At 49.0% G+C, this 21,075-nt stretch carries 20 protein-coding genes; 7 read left to right on the top strand and 13 right to left on the bottom strand.

From position 1 onward, the window contains the following. Positions 1–56: 56 nt before the first annotated feature. Entirely contained in the window at positions 57–719 is a 663-nt protein-coding gene (gene yrfG, locus EYR25_RS18290) for a GMP/IMP nucleotidase (protein WP_133182036.1), read from the top strand. Positions 720–782: 63 nt separating this feature from the next. On the opposite strand, the gene EYR25_RS18285 is transcribed toward yrfG, so the two are convergent. The 12 genes from EYR25_RS18285 to gspC form a co-directional block, all read right to left on the bottom strand. Beyond that, the gene (locus tag EYR25_RS18285; RefSeq protein WP_133182034.1) at positions 783–1,544 is read right to left on the bottom strand and encodes a type II secretion system protein N; all 762 of its coding nucleotides are present in this window, start codon (positions 1,542–1,544) and stop codon (positions 783–785) included. Positions 1,545–1,558: 14 nt separating this feature from the next. Continuing rightward, positions 1,559–2,035 carry a type II secretion system protein M gene (locus EYR25_RS18280; protein ID WP_011620998.1) on the bottom strand — a complete coding sequence of 159 codons (477 nt, stop codon included), beginning with the start codon at positions 2,033–2,035 and terminating at the stop codon, positions 1,559–1,561. Between the two features lies 1 nt (position 2,036). After that, on the bottom strand, positions 2,037–3,224 hold the full coding sequence (gspL, locus tag EYR25_RS18275; RefSeq protein WP_011620997.1) for a type II secretion system protein GspL: 1,188 nt from the start codon (positions 3,222–3,224) through the stop codon (positions 2,037–2,039). A 48-nt stretch (positions 3,225–3,272) separates the two neighbouring features. Next, on the bottom strand, positions 3,273–4,271 hold the full coding sequence (gene gspK, locus EYR25_RS18270) for a type II secretion system minor pseudopilin GspK (RefSeq protein WP_133182032.1): 999 nt from the start codon (positions 4,269–4,271) through the stop codon (positions 3,273–3,275). Beyond that, positions 4,268–5,035, bottom strand: a complete 768-nt coding sequence (gspJ, locus tag EYR25_RS18265; protein ID WP_011715429.1) for a type II secretion system minor pseudopilin GspJ — start codon at positions 5,033–5,035, stop codon at positions 4,268–4,270. The genes gspK and gspJ overlap by 4 nt, the downstream gene beginning before the upstream one ends. Continuing rightward, entirely contained in the window at positions 5,016–5,384 is a 369-nt protein-coding gene (gene gspI / locus EYR25_RS18260) for a type II secretion system minor pseudopilin GspI (protein WP_011715428.1), read from the bottom strand. Before gspI ends, gspJ begins: the two co-directional genes overlap by 20 nt. Then, on the bottom strand, positions 5,371–5,943 hold the full coding sequence (gspH, locus tag EYR25_RS18255) for a type II secretion system minor pseudopilin GspH (protein ID WP_133182030.1): 573 nt from the start codon (positions 5,941–5,943) through the stop codon (positions 5,371–5,373). Before gspH ends, gspI begins: the two co-directional genes overlap by 14 nt. Before the next feature lies 1 nt (position 5,944). After that, positions 5,945–6,379, bottom strand: a complete 435-nt coding sequence (gene gspG, locus EYR25_RS18250; RefSeq protein WP_011715426.1) for a type II secretion system major pseudopilin GspG — start codon at positions 6,377–6,379, stop codon at positions 5,945–5,947. Between the two features lie 74 nt (positions 6,380–6,453). Next, a complete protein-coding gene (gene gspF / locus EYR25_RS18245) occupies positions 6,454–7,677 on the bottom strand; it encodes a type II secretion system inner membrane protein GspF (RefSeq protein WP_126512253.1) in 1,224 nt (407 codons plus the stop codon). A 3-nt stretch (positions 7,678–7,680) separates the two neighbouring features. After that, a complete protein-coding gene (gspE, locus tag EYR25_RS18240) occupies positions 7,681–9,246 on the bottom strand; it encodes a type II secretion system ATPase GspE (RefSeq protein WP_133182028.1) in 1,566 nt (521 codons plus the stop codon). Further along, positions 9,243–11,357 (bottom strand): type II secretion system secretin GspD, encoded by a 2,115-nt coding sequence (gspD, locus tag EYR25_RS18235; RefSeq protein ID WP_133182026.1) that lies wholly within the window; start codon positions 11,355–11,357, stop codon positions 9,243–9,245. Before gspD ends, gspE begins: the two co-directional genes overlap by 4 nt. 24 nt (positions 11,358–11,381) lie before the next feature. Then, entirely contained in the window at positions 11,382–12,308 is a 927-nt protein-coding gene (gene gspC, locus EYR25_RS18230; protein ID WP_133182024.1) for a type II secretion system protein GspC, read from the bottom strand. Between the two features lie 251 nt (positions 12,309–12,559). On the opposite strand from gspC, the gene hslR reads away from it, so the two are divergent. From hslR to EYR25_RS18210, 4 genes are all read left to right on the top strand, one after another. Further along, on the top strand, positions 12,560–12,958 hold the full coding sequence (gene hslR / locus EYR25_RS18225; protein WP_023266233.1) for a ribosome-associated heat shock protein Hsp15: 399 nt from the start codon (positions 12,560–12,562) through the stop codon (positions 12,956–12,958). Between the two features lie 36 nt (positions 12,959–12,994). Then, on the top strand, positions 12,995–13,855 hold the full coding sequence (hslO, locus tag EYR25_RS18220) for an Hsp33 family molecular chaperone HslO (RefSeq protein ID WP_133182022.1): 861 nt from the start codon (positions 12,995–12,997) through the stop codon (positions 13,853–13,855). 200 nt (positions 13,856–14,055) lie between these two features. Then, on the top strand, positions 14,056–15,597 hold the full coding sequence (locus tag EYR25_RS18215) for a phosphoenolpyruvate carboxykinase (RefSeq protein WP_133182020.1): 1,542 nt from the start codon (positions 14,056–14,058) through the stop codon (positions 15,595–15,597). Between the two features lie 247 nt (positions 15,598–15,844). Beyond that, positions 15,845–17,404 carry an AbgT family transporter gene (locus EYR25_RS18210; RefSeq protein WP_133182018.1) on the top strand — a complete coding sequence of 520 codons (1,560 nt, stop codon included), beginning with the start codon at positions 15,845–15,847 and terminating at the stop codon, positions 17,402–17,404. 153 nt (positions 17,405–17,557) lie between these two features. On the opposite strand, the gene EYR25_RS18205 is transcribed toward EYR25_RS18210, so the two are convergent. Further along, entirely contained in the window at positions 17,558–17,968 is a 411-nt protein-coding gene (locus EYR25_RS18205) for a DUF7716 domain-containing protein (protein ID WP_243729913.1), read from the bottom strand. A 405-nt stretch (positions 17,969–18,373) separates the two neighbouring features. On the opposite strand from EYR25_RS18205, the gene EYR25_RS18200 reads away from it, so the two are divergent. Both EYR25_RS18200 and EYR25_RS18195 read left to right on the top strand, forming a co-directional pair. Further along, positions 18,374–19,603 (top strand): dicarboxylate/amino acid:cation symporter, encoded by a 1,230-nt coding sequence (locus EYR25_RS18200; protein ID WP_133182016.1) that lies wholly within the window; start codon positions 18,374–18,376, stop codon positions 19,601–19,603. A gap of 263 nt (positions 19,604–19,866) precedes the next feature. After that, positions 19,867–20,991: an FUSC family protein gene (locus EYR25_RS18195; RefSeq protein ID WP_133182014.1), complete on the top strand. Its 1,125-nt coding sequence runs from the start codon at positions 19,867–19,869 to the stop codon at positions 20,989–20,991. The last annotated feature ends 84 nt before the right edge of the window (positions 20,992–21,075 follow it).

The raw sequence follows: 21,075 nt of genomic DNA, 5'->3' as shown, positions 1-21,075 counted from the left end.
CAAGATAGGCTAATGTAAACCTCATTCTGAGCCGAGTGAATCACACAGGACAGCCCATGTTTGACTGGAAGAAGATTGATACTGTACTGCTCGATATGGATGGCACCCTGCTCGACCTGCACTTTGATAACCATTTTTGGTTGAGTCTAGTGCCACAGGAGCTGAGCAAGCAGCGGGGATTAAGCCAAAGCCAGGCGCAACAACTGGTGGAACAAGCCTACGGCAGAGTCGCGGGCACGTTAGACTGGTATTGCCTCGATTATTGGCAATCCGAGTTACAGCTCGACATTATGGGGCTTCACCGTAACTTAGTTGATCGTATTCAGCTGCGCCAAGACAGCATGCCGTTTCTCGATGCCCTCGCCGCTGCGGGCAAAAAACGTATCTTAGTCACCAATGCCCATCCTAAGAGTCTTGCGCTTAAGCTGGAGCACACTGAACTGGCAAGCGGCTTAGATGCGATGATTTCGAGTCATGAAACGGGTTATCCCAAGGAACACCCACAATTTTGGCAAACGCTGTTTGAAAAATTCGCCCTAGTGCCTGAGCGTTGCCTGTTTATCGATGATAGCGAGCCTATTTTGAATGCGGCGCGCTTAGCGGGCGTGGGCCATCAGCTCGGGATCAGCAATCCCGATAGCCAGAAACCGACCAAAACCTTCAATGATTTTCCGGCCATTAGCGACTATCGCCTGCTGTTTGCCGATCTGGCGGGTTAATCCCTTAAAATACAAAAGGCACCTAAGGTGCCTCTATCGAATCATGCACAAACTTACTGAAGATTAAAGCCCAGGAATACGGCCTTGATAAACCACAGGGAAGTAACCATCGCTGCCACGCTTGCCGAGCATCCCGAGGGATTTACGCATATCTTCTGGCTGTTCGTTGGTTTCTTTAATCTTAGCGGCAACCTTAACCATATTGCCTTCATCTAGCTGTAGCGTGCCGATAATCCCCAACTGGTTTTTGCTCTCATCGGTGGCGAGCTGCGCTTTACCCTCAACACAACTCAACCCCAACTCGATATTACCCAGTGGATAATTGCCGAATTGGTTCTTCACATTGGTTTGATTTAAAAACAACTTGCCCGATAACTGCTCGCACCAAGGTTTACCTTGCTCTAGAGTTTCCACCAGTAGGCTGACTTCACCATTAATTTCGGTTCTAAAGGGCAGTTTTGCATTGCCAATCAAGAAACTATCGGGCGCTTCAAAGCGTAATCCTTGGGCGCTGACACCACCCATCGACCAAGTGATTAACCCTTTGGCACTCACTGGGGTTGCACGGCTACCTACTTGAAAATCCAGCTTCACTTTGCCTAAAAACAAGGCCCAAGGGCTCAACTCCCAGCGAACTTGTTCCAATTGGCGTTGCTGCAGATTTAAGGTTTCGATGCTGCCAGACCAAATACTGCCGCTCACCCCAGAAATCCCCACATTTGCAGGCAGTGGTGCGAGGCGCACAGCAACACTGGCGGGAAATAACGCCAGTAAAAACACTAAATAAACCAGTACACCTATAATGATTTTTTTTATCAAACTCACAGCTACACCTTAACCTATTGCGCTAGTTGGATACGTCTTACTTTGACATAGCCAGCCGCGTCGGCCTCTGCCAAATCAACACTCTCAAGTGATAGGCCTTTTTTCTGCACTAAGTCACTCAAATAATTGAGTAAGGCATCGAATGGCACATCATCCATCCACACTTGGATTTTATCGCCCTGGGGCTGCATGCGAGTGATCACTAATCCGTAAGTGCCCGCCGTTTGGTTAACGACCGAGCTTAAGCTGCCTGACATTGTCGGCTTAGCGCCGCTTTGTTTTAAACCAGCGATTTTATTCGCCGTTTGCTTTACATAGGTCAGGGTCTGCTGCTGCGCCGTTAAGTTGCGCAGTGCATTGGCTTCGGCATTGGCAATGGGTGTCCAGATGCCCCAGTAAAACACGCCTATCACTAAGAAAACGGCGCCGAATCCGACGATTTGCTGCTCGCGCGATGCAAGCCCTTGCCACCAAGTCCGCAAATTATCCATCTTATTTGCTCCTCAAGGTTAAGGTACTGGTGACCTGATCTTCACCGCTGTTCATCGTACCGCCGTCCATTTGGAAACGACGGCCGACGATCTCTTTAAACTTCTCAATTTGCGCGTAATTCTTGGCCGTGACTTGCATACGGATTTCATTACGGGCGCTCTCAAATCTTAGGGTATTCGGTTTCAGCTCGGGCACTTGTTTAAAGGCGTCCTGTAAACCGTCGAGCATAGCAAAAAACTCAGCACCACTTCCTTGCCCTTGGAGTGCGCGCAGTTGGCTTTCCATCTGCGAACGTAAATTCACGATGCGTGAATTCCCCGGCACCACTTGTTGATAAATAGCCTCACTCTGCGCCTTCAAATCGGCAATCTGGCCATTCACCTGGTGAATGGTTAAGCCCTTATTCACTAAGGACAAGACAATGGCAACACCTAACACGATTGCGGCATTTTTCCATTGCAACAGATGCTTACTGTATTCACGCTTCGGCGTATACACACCCGTGAGTAAGTTGATGGGCGCATGTAAGATGCCACGCGCCAGTACCAACATAGGCAAATCGAGCGGCTGTGGCTTAAGTTCAACGCCGTCCAGTTCCATCTCTGTGTAACTGGCGACCGACACTTCGTCGGCCTGCGCCGTCAGTTGCTTCATCGCGACTGGCAGCCAAGGTAAAGGCAGACTGTGGCCAGTCCCTAATCCTGTACGCAGTAATAACTCGTTACCGAAACGCATGGCCGCCCATTGGCATTCCTGCAATGGCAAGGCGAGGCAATCGGGTACGATACGCTTCACTTTTAAACCCGCTTCGGCCAAACAGCTGAGCCAAGTTTGCATTTGCTCATGGGCAACGGCCACCACACTGAGGGCATCGCCATTGCGTGGGCCAACGGTAAAGTGCATCGCATCCACATCATCGGCGATGGTTTCTTCCAGCATAAAAGGCAGGGCTTTTAAGGCTTGGCGTTGACCTTTTTCGGGCAGATTCACGCTGGTGAGCGTCATGGCGGAGGCTGGCACCAATACATCGATAGGCCGATTTCCCGCGCGCTCGGTTAAGGTTGATAAACCTTGGGCGTTGGCAAGTTCACCAGAGGCGATAATTTCTTGTTCTTGTTCGGACCAAACCAGCCAAGAGCATGCCTGCTCTGCGGTTCTGCCTAAGCGAATAAATAGCCGTTCACTCACAGTTTTTCTCCACCAGCTTCCATCTTAAAAGATTGAGCTTGTTTGCTATTATTTTTGTCCACCAAACTGACGGGTGAGCACATCCATTTTGTTACCGCTGCCCTTTTTGAGCACGCTCTCCATCCTAAAAATGGCGTTATCGACCTTAGCGCACGAGGCAAGGAGGAAGTACTGACTGTCCACCACAAAACTGGACTTCATCGCATCTTCCCACTTAATCGACCCCATTGAGGAGGATTCGTAAAAATCATCAATCTTGGCAAAACCATCACCGGGGCGTTGGTTGATAATACTTTCGGCCTCACCAACCGATATCTGATTATCCAGCATGGCCGCCAGCAGCGCCGCTTGCTCGACCTCTATGGTGTTCACGTTTAACAGTTGTCTGTCATTCCCTGGAATGACACAAATATAAGGCAATAATTTCAGATAAATATCTTGGGTGTAACCTATCACCGCTCGCAGCTCACTCCTGTGATTCATCAGGGTATTCGCGGCGCGATATGGCACATTTCGCGCCTCGTACTCGGCGTCTTCAGCGCCATATGGGCTAGCGACTGTGTCCTCGTCGATATAATCCTTTAGGGTTTGAGTTAAATGATCTGCGGTAAAATCATCCATCCCTAAACTCACTAATAACGCTTTGTATTGCTTTGCCGCCAACGGCAATTTAGGTTGACCATTTTCCACATCTTTTGTGGTGACGGACAAAGCATTTAAGTTAAAACACGAACGCATATCGGTGATCTTGCCTGCAATCTCACCATATTCCGCCGGAAACACCACGTCACTCATGGCCCAATATTGTTGTTTGTGTACGCGACCTTCCGAATCGTCCAAGTCCTGCTTGAGGATCTTCTTCGCCAGCTCTTCGGCAGAAATCGCGTACCAATAGGCCTGATCGTACTGGGCTAAGTTTAAGGTGCGGCGCATCGACAACTGATTTCGACTGGTAATATTGGTGGCGATAATCACCACCATGGCCACAATCAGCAACACCACAATCAGCGCGACGCCACGTTGTTTAGCAGGATTTCGCCTTATCATGCGCCATCCTCATTTTCAGGGTCACCTTTGCCGGGATCTTCTTCGCCGTTACCCGAGCCATCGCCGTTATTATCTTGGTCGCCGTTGTCGTCTTTATTGTCATCGGCGTTGTCGTTCTTGTTGTCCTCATCATTGGATTTCTCCGGCGCCGCCGCGCCCAAGGGCAACATAAACTTACGTTGAATTTTGCCTAAGCCTTCAATCTCAATTTCCATTGCGATGGCTTTGGGTAACTTGGTCGCCTCGACCTTGCGTTCCCATTTGTCCTCCATAAAGAAGGAATACTCGACCGAGAGCACCTTATCGATAATCACAGTCTTCATTGGCTCGGCGCCAAATTCGGGCTCGGGATAGGGAAAGTACCAACGCTCTAATTTTCCTTCTCGTACCACATAGGCAACCGACTGTATGCTGCCACGGGGCAATAAGCCGTCGGGATTAAGCCAGCCTAAGCGGTAGAACACTAAGGCCTCTGATTCCGAATCTAAAATATCGTTACCCGTTTGGAACACTGTGGTACCACGGCCGCCTTCGAGTAATCTGGGGGTACGCGCCACCATCTGCCCAAGGTCGCGCTCAATAGCGCCAAAGCCCTGCTGCAATGCCTTTAAACGCACCGAGAAGTTACGGGTCACTTCATCATTAGTCAGCACAGTGCTGAGCACCGCATTGGCGGCTAAACCTAACATGGCAAAAATCGCAATCGCGATCAGCATTTCCAGCAGGGTAAATCCCTTATGAGCCTTAGTTTGTTTTAAGGACATAACTGCTCACTTGTGCTGCAATACGCTGATAACGCTCATCTTCACTGACACTAATGCGGATCATGCGAAAGTTATCATCCGTGGTTTTCACCACTTCTTTACGCCAGTACCAATCCTTACCCGCGAGTTCAACCTGCCCTTCTTTTTTGCCTAATTCGGGAAATTGCGGATCGAGTCTGGCATCCACCATTTGATTATCCGCCACCCATTGGGCAAGGGTGCGCGACTCCAGAATCGGCATGTTCGCCATCTGTTCACCCAAGCTTTTGGTGATAGAGACGGCGGCGATGGCAAATACCGCCAAGGCCACAATGACTTCGAGTAGGGTCATCCCCTTAGCGTATTTCATCGGGTCGCCCTAGGGTTAAACGGCCAAGGGCATCGCCCACCACTAACACATCGAGTGGCCCATTGTCGGTCTTGGTAATAAAGCTCAGCTCAAAAGCGCTCATTTCACCACTCGGCAACAGCAAAATCTGCGGCTCTGGATGCTTTTTCTTATCTTCCGCAGAAGGCTCGATTAAGGGTTCGTCGAACCACGACTCGTCCTTCTCATCCTCCTGCACTAAGGGTAAACCGTCGAGCACTAGGTTCAACACGACGCCGGGCTCCATTTGTTTTTCAGACAGAATCCTGTCCTTCTCCAATGGATTCCATTTACCATCTTTATAATAAACAAACTGATAGCTGGTTTTTTCCACCACGATACCGATAAATTGACCGCTTAATACGGTTTCATCCAGCACTAGTTCTGTGGCGGCGATAAATTGCTGCGCGCTTTTTTCCAGTGCCTGTTGTGGGCCTGAATTGCCAATAGACATAGTCACCGCCGCGGCGGTGAGTCCCATTAACAAAATCACCAGCATCACCTCCATCAAGGTGAAGCCGGCGTGGCGCAGCGTTACCATCTTATTGGAAGTTCTGTAAGTTCCAGTTACCGATATCGTCTTCGGTACCTGGCTGACCATCTGGGCCTGCACTAAAGATATCTAACTTGCTGTTTTCGCCAGGGCTTAACAGTAAGTAGTTATTACGCCATGGATCCTGTGGTAAACGCTTCACATAGCCTTCTTCACGGTAGTTACGTGGCTCGGGTGAAATCGTTGGTTTTTGCACTAAGGCTTCTAAACCTTGTTCGGTCGTTGGATAAACACCGTTATCTAACTTGTACATATCTAAGGCGTTTTCGAGCGCTACTATGTCAGATACCGCTTTCTGTTGGTCGGCTTTATCTTTGTTACCCATCAGGTTTGGCACCACCATAGACGCCAAAATACCGAGGATAACGATTACCACCATCACTTCGAGTAAGGTAAAACCCTTATGTTTTTTGTTCATTTGCATCGACTACATCTCCTAAAAAACCTGTGCCATTCTCAGTTTGATAACTGCAAGGCAATAATCCATAAATTTAAAAACTAGCCACTAATCAAATTGTTCAGTGCCAAGATTGGCTGCAGAATAGCCATCACGATAAAAAGAACAACCCCCGCCATACTTACCACTAACATGGGTTCGAAAATCCCGAGGGCAAGTGTAACATTACTCTCGAACTCCCTATCCTGGTTATCCGCAGCACGCTCGAGCATGTCTTCGAGCTGACCACTCTTCTCCCCCGAGGCGATCATATATAACATCATCGCCGGGAATAGCTTAGTGTTAGTCAACGCTGTACTTAGGCTAGTTCCTTCCCGTACGCGCGCCGTTGCATCATCTACCGCAGCCCGTACCCGCACATTTTGCAATACTTCGCTGGCAATACGCATCCCATCTAACAAAGGCACCGAACTGGCAGATAAAATACTTAAGGTACGGGCAAAACGTGCGGTATTGAGTCCTTTACTCACTCGACCAATCACCGGCATTTTCAGCAAAAACGTATGGTATTTCATCTTGAAAATCGGTGACTTGAGTAGACGCTGGAAAACTACCAGCAGAATACCGATCGCCAAGATAACAAACAGGCCATAGTGTTGGACAAAGTCTGAGGCGGCAATTAAGAAGCGGGTCGTCGCGGGTAACTCAGCGCCCATATGCTCAAATTGGCCAACCACTTTTGGCACCACGGCAGCCAATAACACTGATACCACCCCAATGGCCACTATCGTTAGCATAATGGGATAAATCATCGCCTGTTGCAGTTTGGACTTCAGCTGCTGACGACGTTCGGTGTAGTCGGCTAAGCGGTTTAGTACTACTTCCAAGTGACCCGATTTTTCACCCGAAGCCACCATAGCGCGGTACAAGTCATCGAAAATATGCGGAAATTCGGCAAGAGAGTCGGCCAGACTATAGCCTTCCACCACGCGGGAGCGCACTGCCATGATCATGCTGGCGAGACGCGCCTTCTCACATTGCTGGCCCACCGCCTTGAGACATTCCTCAATCGGTAAACCCGCCGCGACCAGTGTGGCGATTTGACGGGTGATCAGCGCTAATTCCGCCACCGAAATCCCGCGTTTAAAGGGCGAGAATCCCGCACCTTTCGCCTTAGCCTCCTTTTCGGTGACCGGCAGAATGTCCAGCGGCATCAAGCGTTGGTCACGCAGCTGACTACGGGCATGTCTGGCGGTATCCGCCTCAATCACCCCTTTAAGCTGTTTTCCCTTGGCGTCCAGCGCCTTATATTCAAATGCTGGCATAGCTTACTCCTCGCGGGTCACCCTTAGGACTTCTTCCAGAGTGGTGATACCTGAGAGCACCTTGCTCATGCCATCGTGGCGGATGCTTGGCACCGACTGGCGGATATATTTCTCAATCGCCAGTTCGCCACGTCCACCATGAATAAGCTCGCGCACATTATCATCGACCAGCAACAACTCATGGATACCCGTACGACCACGGTAGCCGCTGTTACCGCAGGCCTTACAGCCATTGGCGCGGTAAATATGGCGCTGATCATCTGCAGTAATACCAAGCAGCTCGCGCTCACGCTCATCGGGCACATGCTCTGTTTTACATTTTGGACAAAGTGTACGGATTAAGCGCTGGGCTAATACCCCGAGCAAACTCGATGAGACTAAGAAAGGCTCTACGCCCATGTCCTGCAAACGGGTAATCGCGCCCGAGGCCGTGTTGGTATGCAGGGTTGAAATCACTAAGTGACCAGTCAAAGATGCCTGTACCGCAATTTGGGCGGTTTCTAGATCACGGATTTCCCCAATCATTACCACATCCGGGTCTTGACGCAGAATCGCACGCAGACCACGGGCGAAGGTCATGTCCGCCTTAGTGTTTACTTGGGTTTGACCTATACCTTCTAATTCGTATTCGATAGGATCTTCAACGGTTAAGATATTGGTATCTTTAGAGTTAATTTCGGTAAGACCCGCGTACAGCGTGGTACTCTTACCCGAACCTGTAGGGCCTGTCACCAGAATAATGCCGTGTGGACGACGGATAAGCTCATCGAACTGGGCACGGATACTGTCGGTCATCCCCAGTTGTTTTAAGTCCAAATTGCCAGCATTTTTATCTAACAGACGCAGCACCACCCGCTCGCCATGGCTTGATGGCATGGTCGATACCCGCACGTCCACCGCACGACCCGCAATCCGCAGCGAAATACGGCCGTCCTGCGGTACACGTTTCTCGGCGATATCGAGGCGCGCCATTACCTTAATCCGCGACACCAACAAAGATGACAGCTTACGATTCGGTTTAAGCACTTCCTTCAGCACACCGTCGATACGGAAACGCACGACCAATTGTTTCTCGTAGGTTTCGATATGGATATCCGAGGCTTCTTCTTTAATCGCTTCAGATAACAAGGCGTTAATCAGCTTGATAATAGGCGCATCATCATCGCCTTCGAGCAGATCTTCGGTTTGTGGCAACTCTTCAGCGAGGGTAAATAAATCCATCTCGTTGCCAATATCTTCCATCAGCTGCTGCGCTTCAGAGGAGTTGGCTTGATAAGCCTGAGTTAATTTCGCCTCAAACTTGCTTGGCTCGAGCAACACTAAAGGCAAATCCACCCCTGAGTAGCGGCGCGCTTCGAGCATGGCCGCTAATGGGGTTTTGGCGGTATAAAACAGGTTCAAGGCGCCATCATCGCCATAGGCTAAAATCACCTCATGGCGGTGGGCAAAGGCAAAGGGTAAACGCTCTTTGCTGCTAGAGCGAAATACCTCATCACCTTCGGCTTCAAGACCTAGTTCGTTAGAAACTAGGCTTAAATCCTCGACTTGGGTTACTTGTATTTCACTCATTGTGTTTTGTCTTTGTTCTTGTTTTCATCCAGCGACTTGAGGGTCGAGTCCGTTTTACGCATCTGAGTTTCTAACCCTTTGCCTTCTTTGTAACGATCCAAAATATCGTTTACTTCCGGTGGCACGTACTCAGACTGATTCCATTCTTCCAAGATTGGCACTTGAGTATTTGGCATCAAGTTCACACCACGCTCTTGCTGCTCAAGTTGTAATGCTCTGAAATAATTGTATTTACGGCCTGCAATACCTTCCATAGTCACACCATCACGAATAATAGTGGGCTTGATAAAGATCATCAGGTTCTTTTTGGTCTTCTTACTAGAAGACGACTTGAATAGATGGCCAAGTACCGGAATATCACCGAGGAATGGCACTTTCTGCACGCTTTCTTGGACTTCTTCGTTAATCAAACCACCGAGCACCACGATTTGTCCTGAGTCGGCCATTACAGTGGTGGTTAAACGGCGAGTCGCGAAGGAGATATCTACACCCGTGTTACCGTTTACGCCCGAGACTTCTTGCTCAATCGCAAGCTTAACCGCGTTGCCTTCGTTGATTTGAGGCACCACTTTTAACTTCACCCCAACCTCTTTACGTTCAACGGTTTGGAACGGGTTACTGTTGTTTGAGCTGGCGGTAGAACCCGTCAGAATCGGCACTTCGTCACCGACGATAAACGAGGCTTCTTGGTTATCCAACGTCGTAATCGAAGGTGTTGCCAGTACGTTTGAGTTGGTATCGGCCGACACAGCTTGTACTAGGGCGCCAAAGTCGCCCATGGCCACGCCCCACGCCATACCATTCACTTTCCCTAAGGCTTGGGCAAGTAAAGTAACATCGCCTTTAGTTGAAGGGTTTTGACCAATCACTTGACCAGTGCTCGGGTTGGTAATGTAGGTACCTTCTTTATCTTGTGCCTGCCAAATACCAGCGCCAATTTCACCAATCGTTGGGCCTAAGTTATTAAACTGAGTACCACCGCCCGCTTTAGCGGCCCATTGCACGCCAAAGCCAACGTTATCGCCTTCGGCGACTTCCACGATAATGGCTTCTACTAATACTTGGGCGCGGCGAATATCGAGTTGGTTAATCACACTCTCGATAGTGCGCATTTGGTCTGGCTCAGCGCTGATCACTAAGGCGTTGGTATCAGTGTGGGCCATGATGTTGATTTCATTACGGCGTTTGCCACCACCTCCGGCTTGAGCACTCGGATCTTTTTCGCCCTCAAGCTTTTGCGCAAATCCGGTCAGCACTTCAACTAAGTCTTCGGCCTTGGCGTAGCGTAAATAACGTACCTTAGTATTGCCCGTGCTGGCTTGCTCCGCATCGAGGCGGTGGATAAGCTCAACCACGCGTTGGCGGCTCTTTTCATCACCACTGACCACCACGGCGTTAATACGCTCGTCGGCAACCACCTTGGGCGCTTGCCCAGGGAGCTGTGCTTGGTTAGCGGTCGCGCGGTAAAGGGTATCGATAATTCGCACCATTTCTCCCGCAGATGCGTATTCGAGTGGCACCACTTGTACCGAGGTATCACCCTGCTTATCTACACGGCGAACAATTTCAACTAACTTGTTAACTACAGCGGCGCGGCCAGATAGCATCAACACGTTTGAAGGATCGTAGTTCACTACGTTACCGCCACCAGCGTTATCGTTTAGCTGACGTAATAACGGCGCTAGCTGCTTGGCTTCGGTGTTATACAACGCCACGATGCGGGTAACCATTTCATCGCCTAAACCTGGGTCGTTGTCGTTGGCAACACGAATAGCCGCGGTTTTCGCGTCTTTGTCTTTGATAACCTTGATGACGTTGTTTTCCATCTCGACGATGGCATAACCGTATACTTGCAGCACGTTGAGGAAGAATTGGTAATACTGCTCATCGTTGAGCAGATCGTAACTGCGCACGTTGATCTTGCCGCGAATGGTCGGGTCAACAATGATGGTTTTATTCAGATTTTTACCAACAATGTTGATAAATTCTTGGATATCAGTGCCTTTAAAGTTGGCCGCATATTGTTCAGACCAAACAAATTGCGAGGTCAGCATAGTGGCGCCAGCCACAACTCCAGCAATCAGTTTGCGTCGAATCCGTTTGTTATTCATTATTTTACTTTCCTCTAACGCGTGTTATTGCGGCAAACTAAACATGATTTCAACCAATTGTCCTTCCCGCTCAACCATAACAGAAACTTCAGTTAATTCAGGCAATTGACTCATCATTTCTAACGCCTGACTCATCACAGTCAGGTCGTAACCATTAATCGATTTAGCAAGGTCATTGGGTTTAAAGCCCGCTTGCTTAAAAAGGTTCACATCTTTACCTGGGTTTAGACGATAGCCCACGACGCTTTCGCCCTGTCTGACAGGAGAAATCGCGATGTAATCGGTAATTTTGCTGGGGTCGGCTAAGAGTTCACTGCGGGATTCGGCCAGCTCTTGGGATATTTCAGCATTTTTGCGCTGATCCACGCGGCTAACCACCTCGGCTTTTTCACTCTTAGCCTTTTGTAATTGTTGATTCGCAGGGCTTTGGCTGGTGTAAACCAGACCATCAAGCATCAGAGTCTCGTAACGGCCCGCGTTGGTGATGATAATACGGTCGGCATAAACTTCTTTTAACGAAGCGGATGTGCCCTTAATTTTATCGCCTAGGCTATAGGTTTCTTGGCTGCCATTGGATTCGATAATCGCGAGGCCTTTTTGATCAGCGGTCGAAGCCACTACACCCGTTAATTGAATAGATAATGATGTCTTAGGCGCATCGGTCACAGTCTCAACCACTTCCACTTTAGGTTTATCCGCTTTGGCATCGACTTTACCGAAAAGCGCAAGCTGCTGTAATCCAGCAAGATCGACTTGTCCGGCCCCCTTACCCGTCGTTGTGACAGCCGTAGGAGACCAAACAGTTGGAGAAGATGAACTAGGTACCAGTTTCCATGTAATTTGCGCGGCTAAGAGTAAACTCAGAATAAAACCACACCAGAAAACAATCTGACTCAATGGCTTATGCGGAATACCTGCAGCTTTTGCGATAACTTTATCTAATAAATCCATATTTATGTGGACCCTCAATACAGGTCTCTGTTCTGATTATAAAAATTATTATGTTCGCCACATGCTAACCTAGGCCGCATTTGGCAACAACCCCATAACAGTATTGCAATTGGCGAAAATTGGCCATTTATGCTAACTTTGCCCGCCTAAAAAGGGTGTGAAGCGCACCACCCTTTAACATCATCGCAATGCGACTTAGGCAATTTATTACTCAGCATGTGAACTCATCGATCTTTTATCTTGGAGACACTATGACACAAAGTTCAAGCGACAGTGGCAGCGTTCGACTCGATAAGTGGTTATGGGCCGCACGTTTTTATAAAACTCGAGCCATTGCCAAAGAAATGATCAACGGCGGCAAAGTACATTACAACGGTGCGCGCACCAAATCTAGTAAGAATGCCGAGATAGGTGCCGTCCTTAAGATACGACAGGGATATGACGATAAAGAGATCGTTATAAAAAAATTATCTGAAGTGCGCCAAAGTGCATCAATTGCCCAGGAATTATACGAAGAAACCGCAGCCAGTGCGGCTAAACGGGCGGTAAACGCCGAAGCAAGACGATTGAATATTCTCAATAATCCTGCGCCCGAGCATAAACCGGATAAAAAGCAACGACGAGCGCTTATCCGTTTTAAAGAATACTAAGAATTACGTAAAAGTTACCTAACAGTGAGACACAAGATGACCCAAGATATTTTAAACCGTTACTTGTTCGACAATGCCGATGTGCGTGGTGAACTCGTACAATTACAAGACAGCTATCAACAGGTGATTGGCTCACACGCCTACCCACCCGTGCTGCAAATTCTGCTCGGTGAATTACTGGCGGCAACCTCTTTATTAACTGCCACCTTAAAATTCAGTGGCGATATCAGCGTGCAACTACAAGGTAACGGCCCAGTATCGCTGGCGGTAATCAATGGTAATAACCAACAGCAATTACGCGGTATTGCCCGCTGGGAAGGCGACTTAGCTGACGATGCCAGCCTTGCCGATCTCTTTGGCCAAGGTTATATGGTTATTACCCTAACACCCGATGAAGGCGAGCGTTACCAAGGCGTGGTCGCCCTCGACAAGCCTACCTTAGCCGCCTGTGTTGAAGACTACTTTAACCAGTCAGAGCAATTACCTACCGCACTCTGGTTATTTGCCGACGGTAAACAAGCTGCAGGCATGTTCTTGCAAATTTTACCTAGCCAAGAAGATCACAATGCCGACTTTGAGCATTTATGTCAGCTGACCGCGACCATCAAGGCGGAAGAGTTATTCACCTTAGATGCACAGGACGTATTGCACCGCTTATATCACCAAGAAGAAGTGCGTTTGTTCGATCCTATCGGAGTCAGCTTTAAATGCACTTGCTCACGTGAGCGCAGCGCAGCCGCGATCAAAACCATTGATCAAGCCGAAGTCGAAGCCATTCTGGCCGAAGACGGTAAGGTCGAAATGGGTTGTGAATACTGCAATGCCAAGTACGTATTCGATGGTATTGATATCGCATCAATTTATGCCAATGGCACAGCTTCAAATACCCAGCAGTAAGTCAAAATTGACTGTTAGAAGGGCACCTCTGGTGCCCTTTTTTGTACCGCCTCAATGATCCAGCTCACACTTTACCCACGGATAGGATACAATCGGCACACTTTGTCCCCTAGCACGCCTCGGGCGATAAATAAAAGCAAAATCGGCAGACGATCGATAAAAAAATAACCTTACAAATACAAGTCAATGGAGACCTCACTATGGCGGATGGATTAAACCGCGTTCATTACAACCCCTCAACAGCACAACTGGTCGAATTTGCCCTGCTACGCGGCGAAGGTGAATTAACCGCCAATGGTGCACTGGTTGCCAAAACCGGTACCCGTACAGGTCGCTCTCCTGGCGATCGTTTTATTGTTAAAGAACCCAGTTCAGCGGCTGACATCGAATGGGGCCCCGTCAACCAAGCATTTGAACCCGGTGCTTTTGAAGGATTATGGGCGCGTGTAGAAGCATTCCTCGCCGATAAAGAGTTGTTTGTATCTGACCTCGAAGTCGGTGCAGACCCTGAACATTACCAGCCAGTGCGCGTGACGACTCAATACGCTTGGCACCAACTGTTCGCCCGCAACCTTTTTATCATCCCAGAAGAATTTAACCGTCAAGACAAGCCTGTATGGCAAATCATCAACGCGCCAGACTTCGTCTGTGTACCTGAGCGTGATGGCACCAATTCAGATGCGGCGGTGATCTTAAACTTTGCCGAGCGCAAAGTGTTGCTAGCGGGCTTGAAATACGCTGGCGAAATGAAGAAGTCGATGTTCTCTGTACAAAACTTCCTGCTGCCAGCCCAAGGCGTATTGCCAATGCACTGCTCGGCTAACGTAGGTAAAGACGGCGACACGACGCTATTTTTCGGTCTGTCAGGCACGGGTAAAACCACCCTGTCTGCGGATCCCAAACGCTTCCTGATCGGTGACGATGAGCACGGTTGGGCACCGGGCGGCGTGTTCAACATCGAAGGCGGCTGCTACGCCAAATGTATCGACCTAAGCCAAAAGAACGAGCCAGTGATTTGGGATGCGATTCGCTTCGGTACTGTGCTGGAAAACGTGGTAATGGACGAGCACCGCGTGCCTAACTACAAAGACAGCAGCCTGACGGAAAACACCCGTGCGGCTTACCCACTCGAGCATATCGCTCAGCGTAAAGAAGACAACCGTGGCGCCGAGCCGCACGCTGTTGTGTTCTTAACCTGCGACGTGTCTGGCGTGTTGCCACCGGTTTCTATCCTGAGCAAAGAACAAGCGGCTTACCACTTCCTCTCTGGTTACACCGCTAAAGTCGGTTCGACTGAAATCGGTTCAACGTCTGCGATTCAGTCAACCTTCTCTACCTGCTTCGGCGCACCTTTCTTCCCACGTCCTGCAGGCGTGTATGCAGAGCTGTTGATGAAGCGTATCGAGTCATTCGGTAGCCAAGTGTACTTAGTGAACACTGGCTGGACTGGCGGCCCACACGGTATTGGTAAACGTTTCGACATCCCAACAACTCGCGCGATTGTCGATGCGATTGTTAGCGGTGAACTGAAAAACGTAGAAACCGTACACTTAGACACGCTAAACCTAGACGTTCCAGTGGCGGTACCGGGTGTAGACACTAACCTACTCAACCCAGTGAACACTTGGAGTGATAAGGCTCTGTATGCCGAATACGCTCAAAAACTGGCTGAAGCCTTCACTAAGAACTTCGCTAAGTACCAAGTGTCTGATGCCATCCGTAACGCTGGCCCAAAGGCATAAGTGCATAGCGGATTCATTCAGATAATGTAACCAAACACATTGTTGAGTAAAAAAGCGCGGATTCAGTAATGAATCCGCGCTTTTTATTTGCCTGTTGATTTGATGGCTAAGAGCCTGCCGCACTAAGGTCACTGCGTAGATTTTTATGTGTTTTATTTCTTATCGATTAGTTAAACCAAGCTTAAATTAATGCTGCGTTTTTATAATCATCGATAACAATCATCATTTTTTAGGAAGCTGCACCCAAATGGAAAACCATAAACCTGTCACTGGATTCCAGCGATTTCTCAATGGTGTCGAAGTCGTCGGTAATAAACTGCCCGATCCGGCGGTGTTATTTGCGATGTTTCTGGGCTTAGTCTGGCTGATCTCCTGGGGATTATCGGGTGTCAGTTTTGATGAAATCGACCCTCGTACTGGCAACCCCATTCAAGTCGTCAATATGCTCGAAGGCGGGGCACTGACAGCCTTTACCTCGACAATAGTCTCCACCTTTGTGACTTTTCCGCCGCTGGGTGTCGTGCTGGTTGCTATGTTGGGGCTTGGAGTGGCAGAACATACTGGTTTTATCAATGCTGGGCTGCGCTCGATTTTATCTGTTACCCCCAAGATGTTACTCACCCCAGTATTGATCGCCGTGGGTATCCTGAGCCATGTCGCGGTTGATGCGGGTTATGTACTGGTTATCCCGCTCGGCGCGGTGATCTTCTATGCCGCGGGTCGCCATCCCCTAGCCGGTATTGCCGCCGCTTTCGCGGGCGTATCCGGCGGTTTTTCTGCGACCGTGGGTGTGCCATCGAGCCTTGACCCTATGTTAGCGGGCTTAACACAGGCAGCGGCAAGATTATCGGCCGACCCAGCGGCGGCCACATTAACGATTAACCCACTGAATAATATCTTCTTTACGTCGGCCTCAGCCGTGTTAATTATCTTAGTTGGTTGGTTCTTAACGGATAAAGTGATTGAGCCACGCCTAAAAAACACCGCGGTGAATGGCGATCCTAGCACGCTGCCAACGCTTGATGAGCTAGCACCCCATGAGCGCCGTGGGCTTAAATTCGCCATGGGCGCCATGTTGTTATGTGCCATAGGGCTGGTGTTTACCGCCTATGGTGACAACTCTGCCTGGCGTGGTACCGATGGCGCGCTAACCAGTTCCTCGGCTCCCTTAATGCGCTCCATTGTGGCGATTATTTTTGTGTTCTTCCTCGTGCCAGGCATAGTCTATGGCTATGTTGCGGGCACGGCGAATAACCACAGAGCCATTATTCAAGGCATGAGTAAGTCCATGAGTGGTATGGGTTATTACATCGTTATGGCCTTTTTCTGTGCTCAGTTTATTTATGCGTTTGGTCAATCCAATTTAGGCGCATTAATGGCGATTAAAGGCGCGTTGGCGTTGAAAGAATTGGCACTTCCTATGGGCGTGACTTTGGTGGGAATTGTGTTTCTCACGGCGTTCGTCAATCTATTAGTCGGCTCGGCGTCGGCCAAATGGGCTTTGATTGGTGCCATTATGGTGCCTATGTTAATGGAGCTGGGCGTATCACCCGATTTGACTCAAGCCGCTTACCGCGTGGGCGACTCGTCGACCAATATCATTACCCCACTGATGCCTTACTTTCCCTTGATTGTGGTGTTTTGCCAAAAATACGTTAAGGAATCAGGCATTGGCACTCTAGTGGCATTGATGTTGCCGTTTTCAATCAGTTTTCTCCTGCTTTGGAGCGCTTTCTTATTGGCATATTGGGCAATAGGCCTGCCATTGGGTATCGGTAGCTCATTCACTTTCCCAGCAATGCCTTAATGTGTAAGAGGTATGCAGAGTGCTTGCGAAATTGAACGCATAAAAACAAGCACTCGATACCTCAACTGCAAAGCTTATCACCTCGCCTTAAACGTCGATGCCGACATCAACCGTCGGCATTTTATCTGATTAAAAATATATAAATACAAATAGTTAAATATCGATAAACGCATCTCGCTCATAGTAAAAGATGATCGCTTCAAGCAGTTCCTCTTCACTGGGTTGAGTTTTTTGCTGCTTAAGATTATCGATAACATCCTCGATTTGATCCGTGTTTAGCAGATAACCATAGTCACTGTGGCCTAAGCCATCCTCAAAGGCATCGATTTCGGCATCCGATAGGTCTCTCATATCAGCCACTATCGGGAATAATAATGTGGTCAGCTGTAGGGATTCACCTTGTTCAAGATCTTGATAAACCAGCCAATAGCTTAATCCGGGTTGTTCGATGCACTTTCTTATCCAGCGCTGTAACGACTCGGGCTGACCGAAAAATGAGGTGATATTCATAATGTCCTCGAATGGCGTTGTCATAGTAAAACCGAGTGAGTCACTAAGCTGCATGGTCATAGAGCCTATTCACCACTCCCAAGATGCATACAAGTAAGAGATGGGAGTTCTCGCAACTCAACCCGCCCCAAGAATACGAGAGGATATCTGCGTCCATCAAAGCCAAAATCACAATTCATCAATTCGATGGACAAAACCCAAGCCGCAATTGAATAAACATCATTTTACGGCATGCATTTTTAAACATTACCCATTTATACATGGTGTTATTTAGGTTTTGGTTATTTTCAAACCAAGGTTGGTGATGTTTCACAAAACCCGTTACGCCAACTGTGATACCTTAGGCGCCCAAAAAACGTGTCAGGGCTGAGCTTTTACGCCAAAAGCGAGGGCAGGCCTGTAAATAGATAACTAGTCTTAAGACACAAAATGCCGCGATAACTGGGGAGTTTCGCAAGAATGAAGAGCAAGAGTTTATTAGGCAACATTGGTGTGCAAGTGGTTATTGCCATGATTATTGGCGCACTGGTTGGTTTTATGATGGGTGAAAGTGCGAGCATCTTCGCACCACTGGGCACCATCTTTATCCATTTAATCAAAATGCTAGTGATACCACTGGTACTGGTGTCTATCATCAGCGGCGCCGCCAGCTTAGGCGATAGCCCCTCGGCGGGTAAGATTGGTGTCGGCACTTTCGGTTTCTTTATTGTCACTTCGGGAATTGCCGTTATCTTAGCGTTGGTCATGGGTAATATGTTTACCCCTGGCGCGGGCGTCGACTTTACCGCCCATAGCAGTAGCGGCCTGATGGAAGTGACCGCTGAGCATGGCGCTCTGCCTGGGGTAATGGACACCTTTATTGGCATGATCCCAACCAATGTGTTCGAATCGCTGACTGGCGGGAATATCCTCCAAATTCTGGTATTTAGTATATTTTTCGGGATCGCGCTGACCAAGGTCAAAGGCGATGGCGCTAAGCCCATCATGGCGGCGTTAAATACCGTCGTCGACGCGTTTGTGTGGATGATCAACTGTGTGATGGTGATTGCCCCCATTGGGGTGTTTGGCTTGATGGCCGATTCCGTCGGCACCTTCGGTTTCGATGCCTTAGAAGTGGTGTTTAAGCTGTTTGCCGTGTTTGTGGCCGCGATTCTGATCTACGGTTTTGTGTTCTTCCCCTTAGTGGTGCAGCTGTTTTCTAAGGTATCGGCACGCCAATTTATTTCGGCAATGAAAAAACCTCAGGTGATGGCACTGTCAACGGCTTCATCCATGGCCACGCTGCCGGTGAATATGGAAACCTGCGAAGAAGATCTTAAGGTTTCTAAGGCAACCACCGCCTTTGTGCTGCCTTTAGGCGCCACCATCAATATGAGCGGCAACGCGATTTACTATGGTTTAGTCGCCATGTTCTTCGCGCAAATGTACAACATTGACCTCTCAATGACCGCCTATGCCGCGATTATCTTCACCTCAACCTTAGGCGCCATTGGCCAAGCGGGTGTGCCCGGTCCATCATTTTTAGTGGTCGCAGTGCTACTGGCCGCGGGTATTCCCATTGACGGCTTACCATTGTTATTCGCCCTCGACCGGGTGTTTGACATGATCCGCACCGCGCTCAACATCACAGGTGATGCCGCCTGCGCCGTGATTATGGATAAGTACACCGCAGAGCCAAGCTCGAACTAACTGTGCGAATACATTGATATACCAAGGCTTGAATAGGCTTGCTTATTCAAGCTTTTTTTATGGCTTAAACTTCGAGATACCGCACTTTATCCCACTGATTTCTTATCACTTAATGCAGATTAATGTGATCTTGGCGACGCCTTGGGCTAAGCTCAAACAGCGCGGCCTCGCAATTCGAATTTCTTTATCCGCCGAGCCACACGAGCACAATGCCTTTCTGCGATAATGGCTTGGCTACCATCAGTCCAAAGGAGTGTTGCATTATGTCCGTTTTTGCCCCTGCAAGCCCTTTTGCCGACTTTATCTATCGTCATTTCCGTGCCATTCATGCCCTTAAACTCGGCCTAGCCCTGCTGATTGCGGTCATTATCAATGCCATTTGGTCACCACCGCATTTTATTTGGAGCATGGTGACGATTGTGATCATTATGATGAGTCTGCCGCAAGTGGGCGGCGCGATTGAAAAATCCCTGCAACGGGCAGTAGGCACTTGTTTAGGTTCGGCTTATGGCGTGATGTTAGTGGCCACTATCGACAGTTATTGGCTGATTATGGGGCTGCTGATCTTAGGGGTTACGCTGATCTGTTTTATCTCGGCGGGACGCTACAGCTATGCCTATCTGGTGGCGGGATTCACTATTATTATCGTTGTTGGCGATGCGAACCACGACACCTCTGAGGCGCTCTGGCGCACGGCGAATATTCTGCTCGGCTGTGTTATCGCGATTCTGGTGTCGCTATTTATCTTCCCGATTAAGGCCAAACAGGACTGGCGTAGTCAGCTCGCTAATGCCATCAATAGTATGGCCAAGGTACTGACCCAACACTTACAGGCTCCCGCCAACCATGATTTAGATTTTCGCGCCGATCTCGAAGCGGCCATGAAAGCCGTATTAACCCAGAAGAAGCTGTTTTTCTCCCTCGAATGGGAAAGCCAAACCCTGAAAAAGCATAAAGTACTGCTGTCGGAATTAGTCAATAAACAGGTGCGGCTGATCACCCTACTCGAGTTATTACCTTTGAGTCGCTGGCAGGAGGCCGACAAAGAGGCATACCACCAAATCAACCGTGTCGCCGCCGAGCTTACTGCGTATCTTCACAGGCTGAGTGAATTTATTACAGGTAAAACAGCCACATTGCCCACACTACCAAATGCATTAGAGCAAGAGTTGCAGCACAGATTACAACTTACCTTGGCAACACCCGCGCCAGACCACACCTCAATCTCTGTAGCAAACGAGGTAGCGCAGGGATTTGCCCTCACGGGATACGGCTGGCTTATCTATCAACTCGCCATTGCCGTCGAAGCCCTCTACGCCGATATCGAGATTATCGAAATCGCCTATAGCGGACAAACCGTGTTACATAAAACCGCCAATCCTTTATAGGCTGTTGCCACGGGGAGTGGCAGCGTAAATCACTCAGTCAGATCAAGATAAACCCTTGGTAGCCCTTGCACTCGCAGGGGCTTA

It is taken from the genome of Shewanella decolorationis (assembly GCF_004354305.1).
Classification (GTDB): domain Bacteria; phylum Pseudomonadota; class Gammaproteobacteria; order Enterobacterales; family Shewanellaceae; genus Shewanella; species Shewanella decolorationis.
This window is presented reverse-complemented; position numbering and strand designations above follow the sequence as displayed.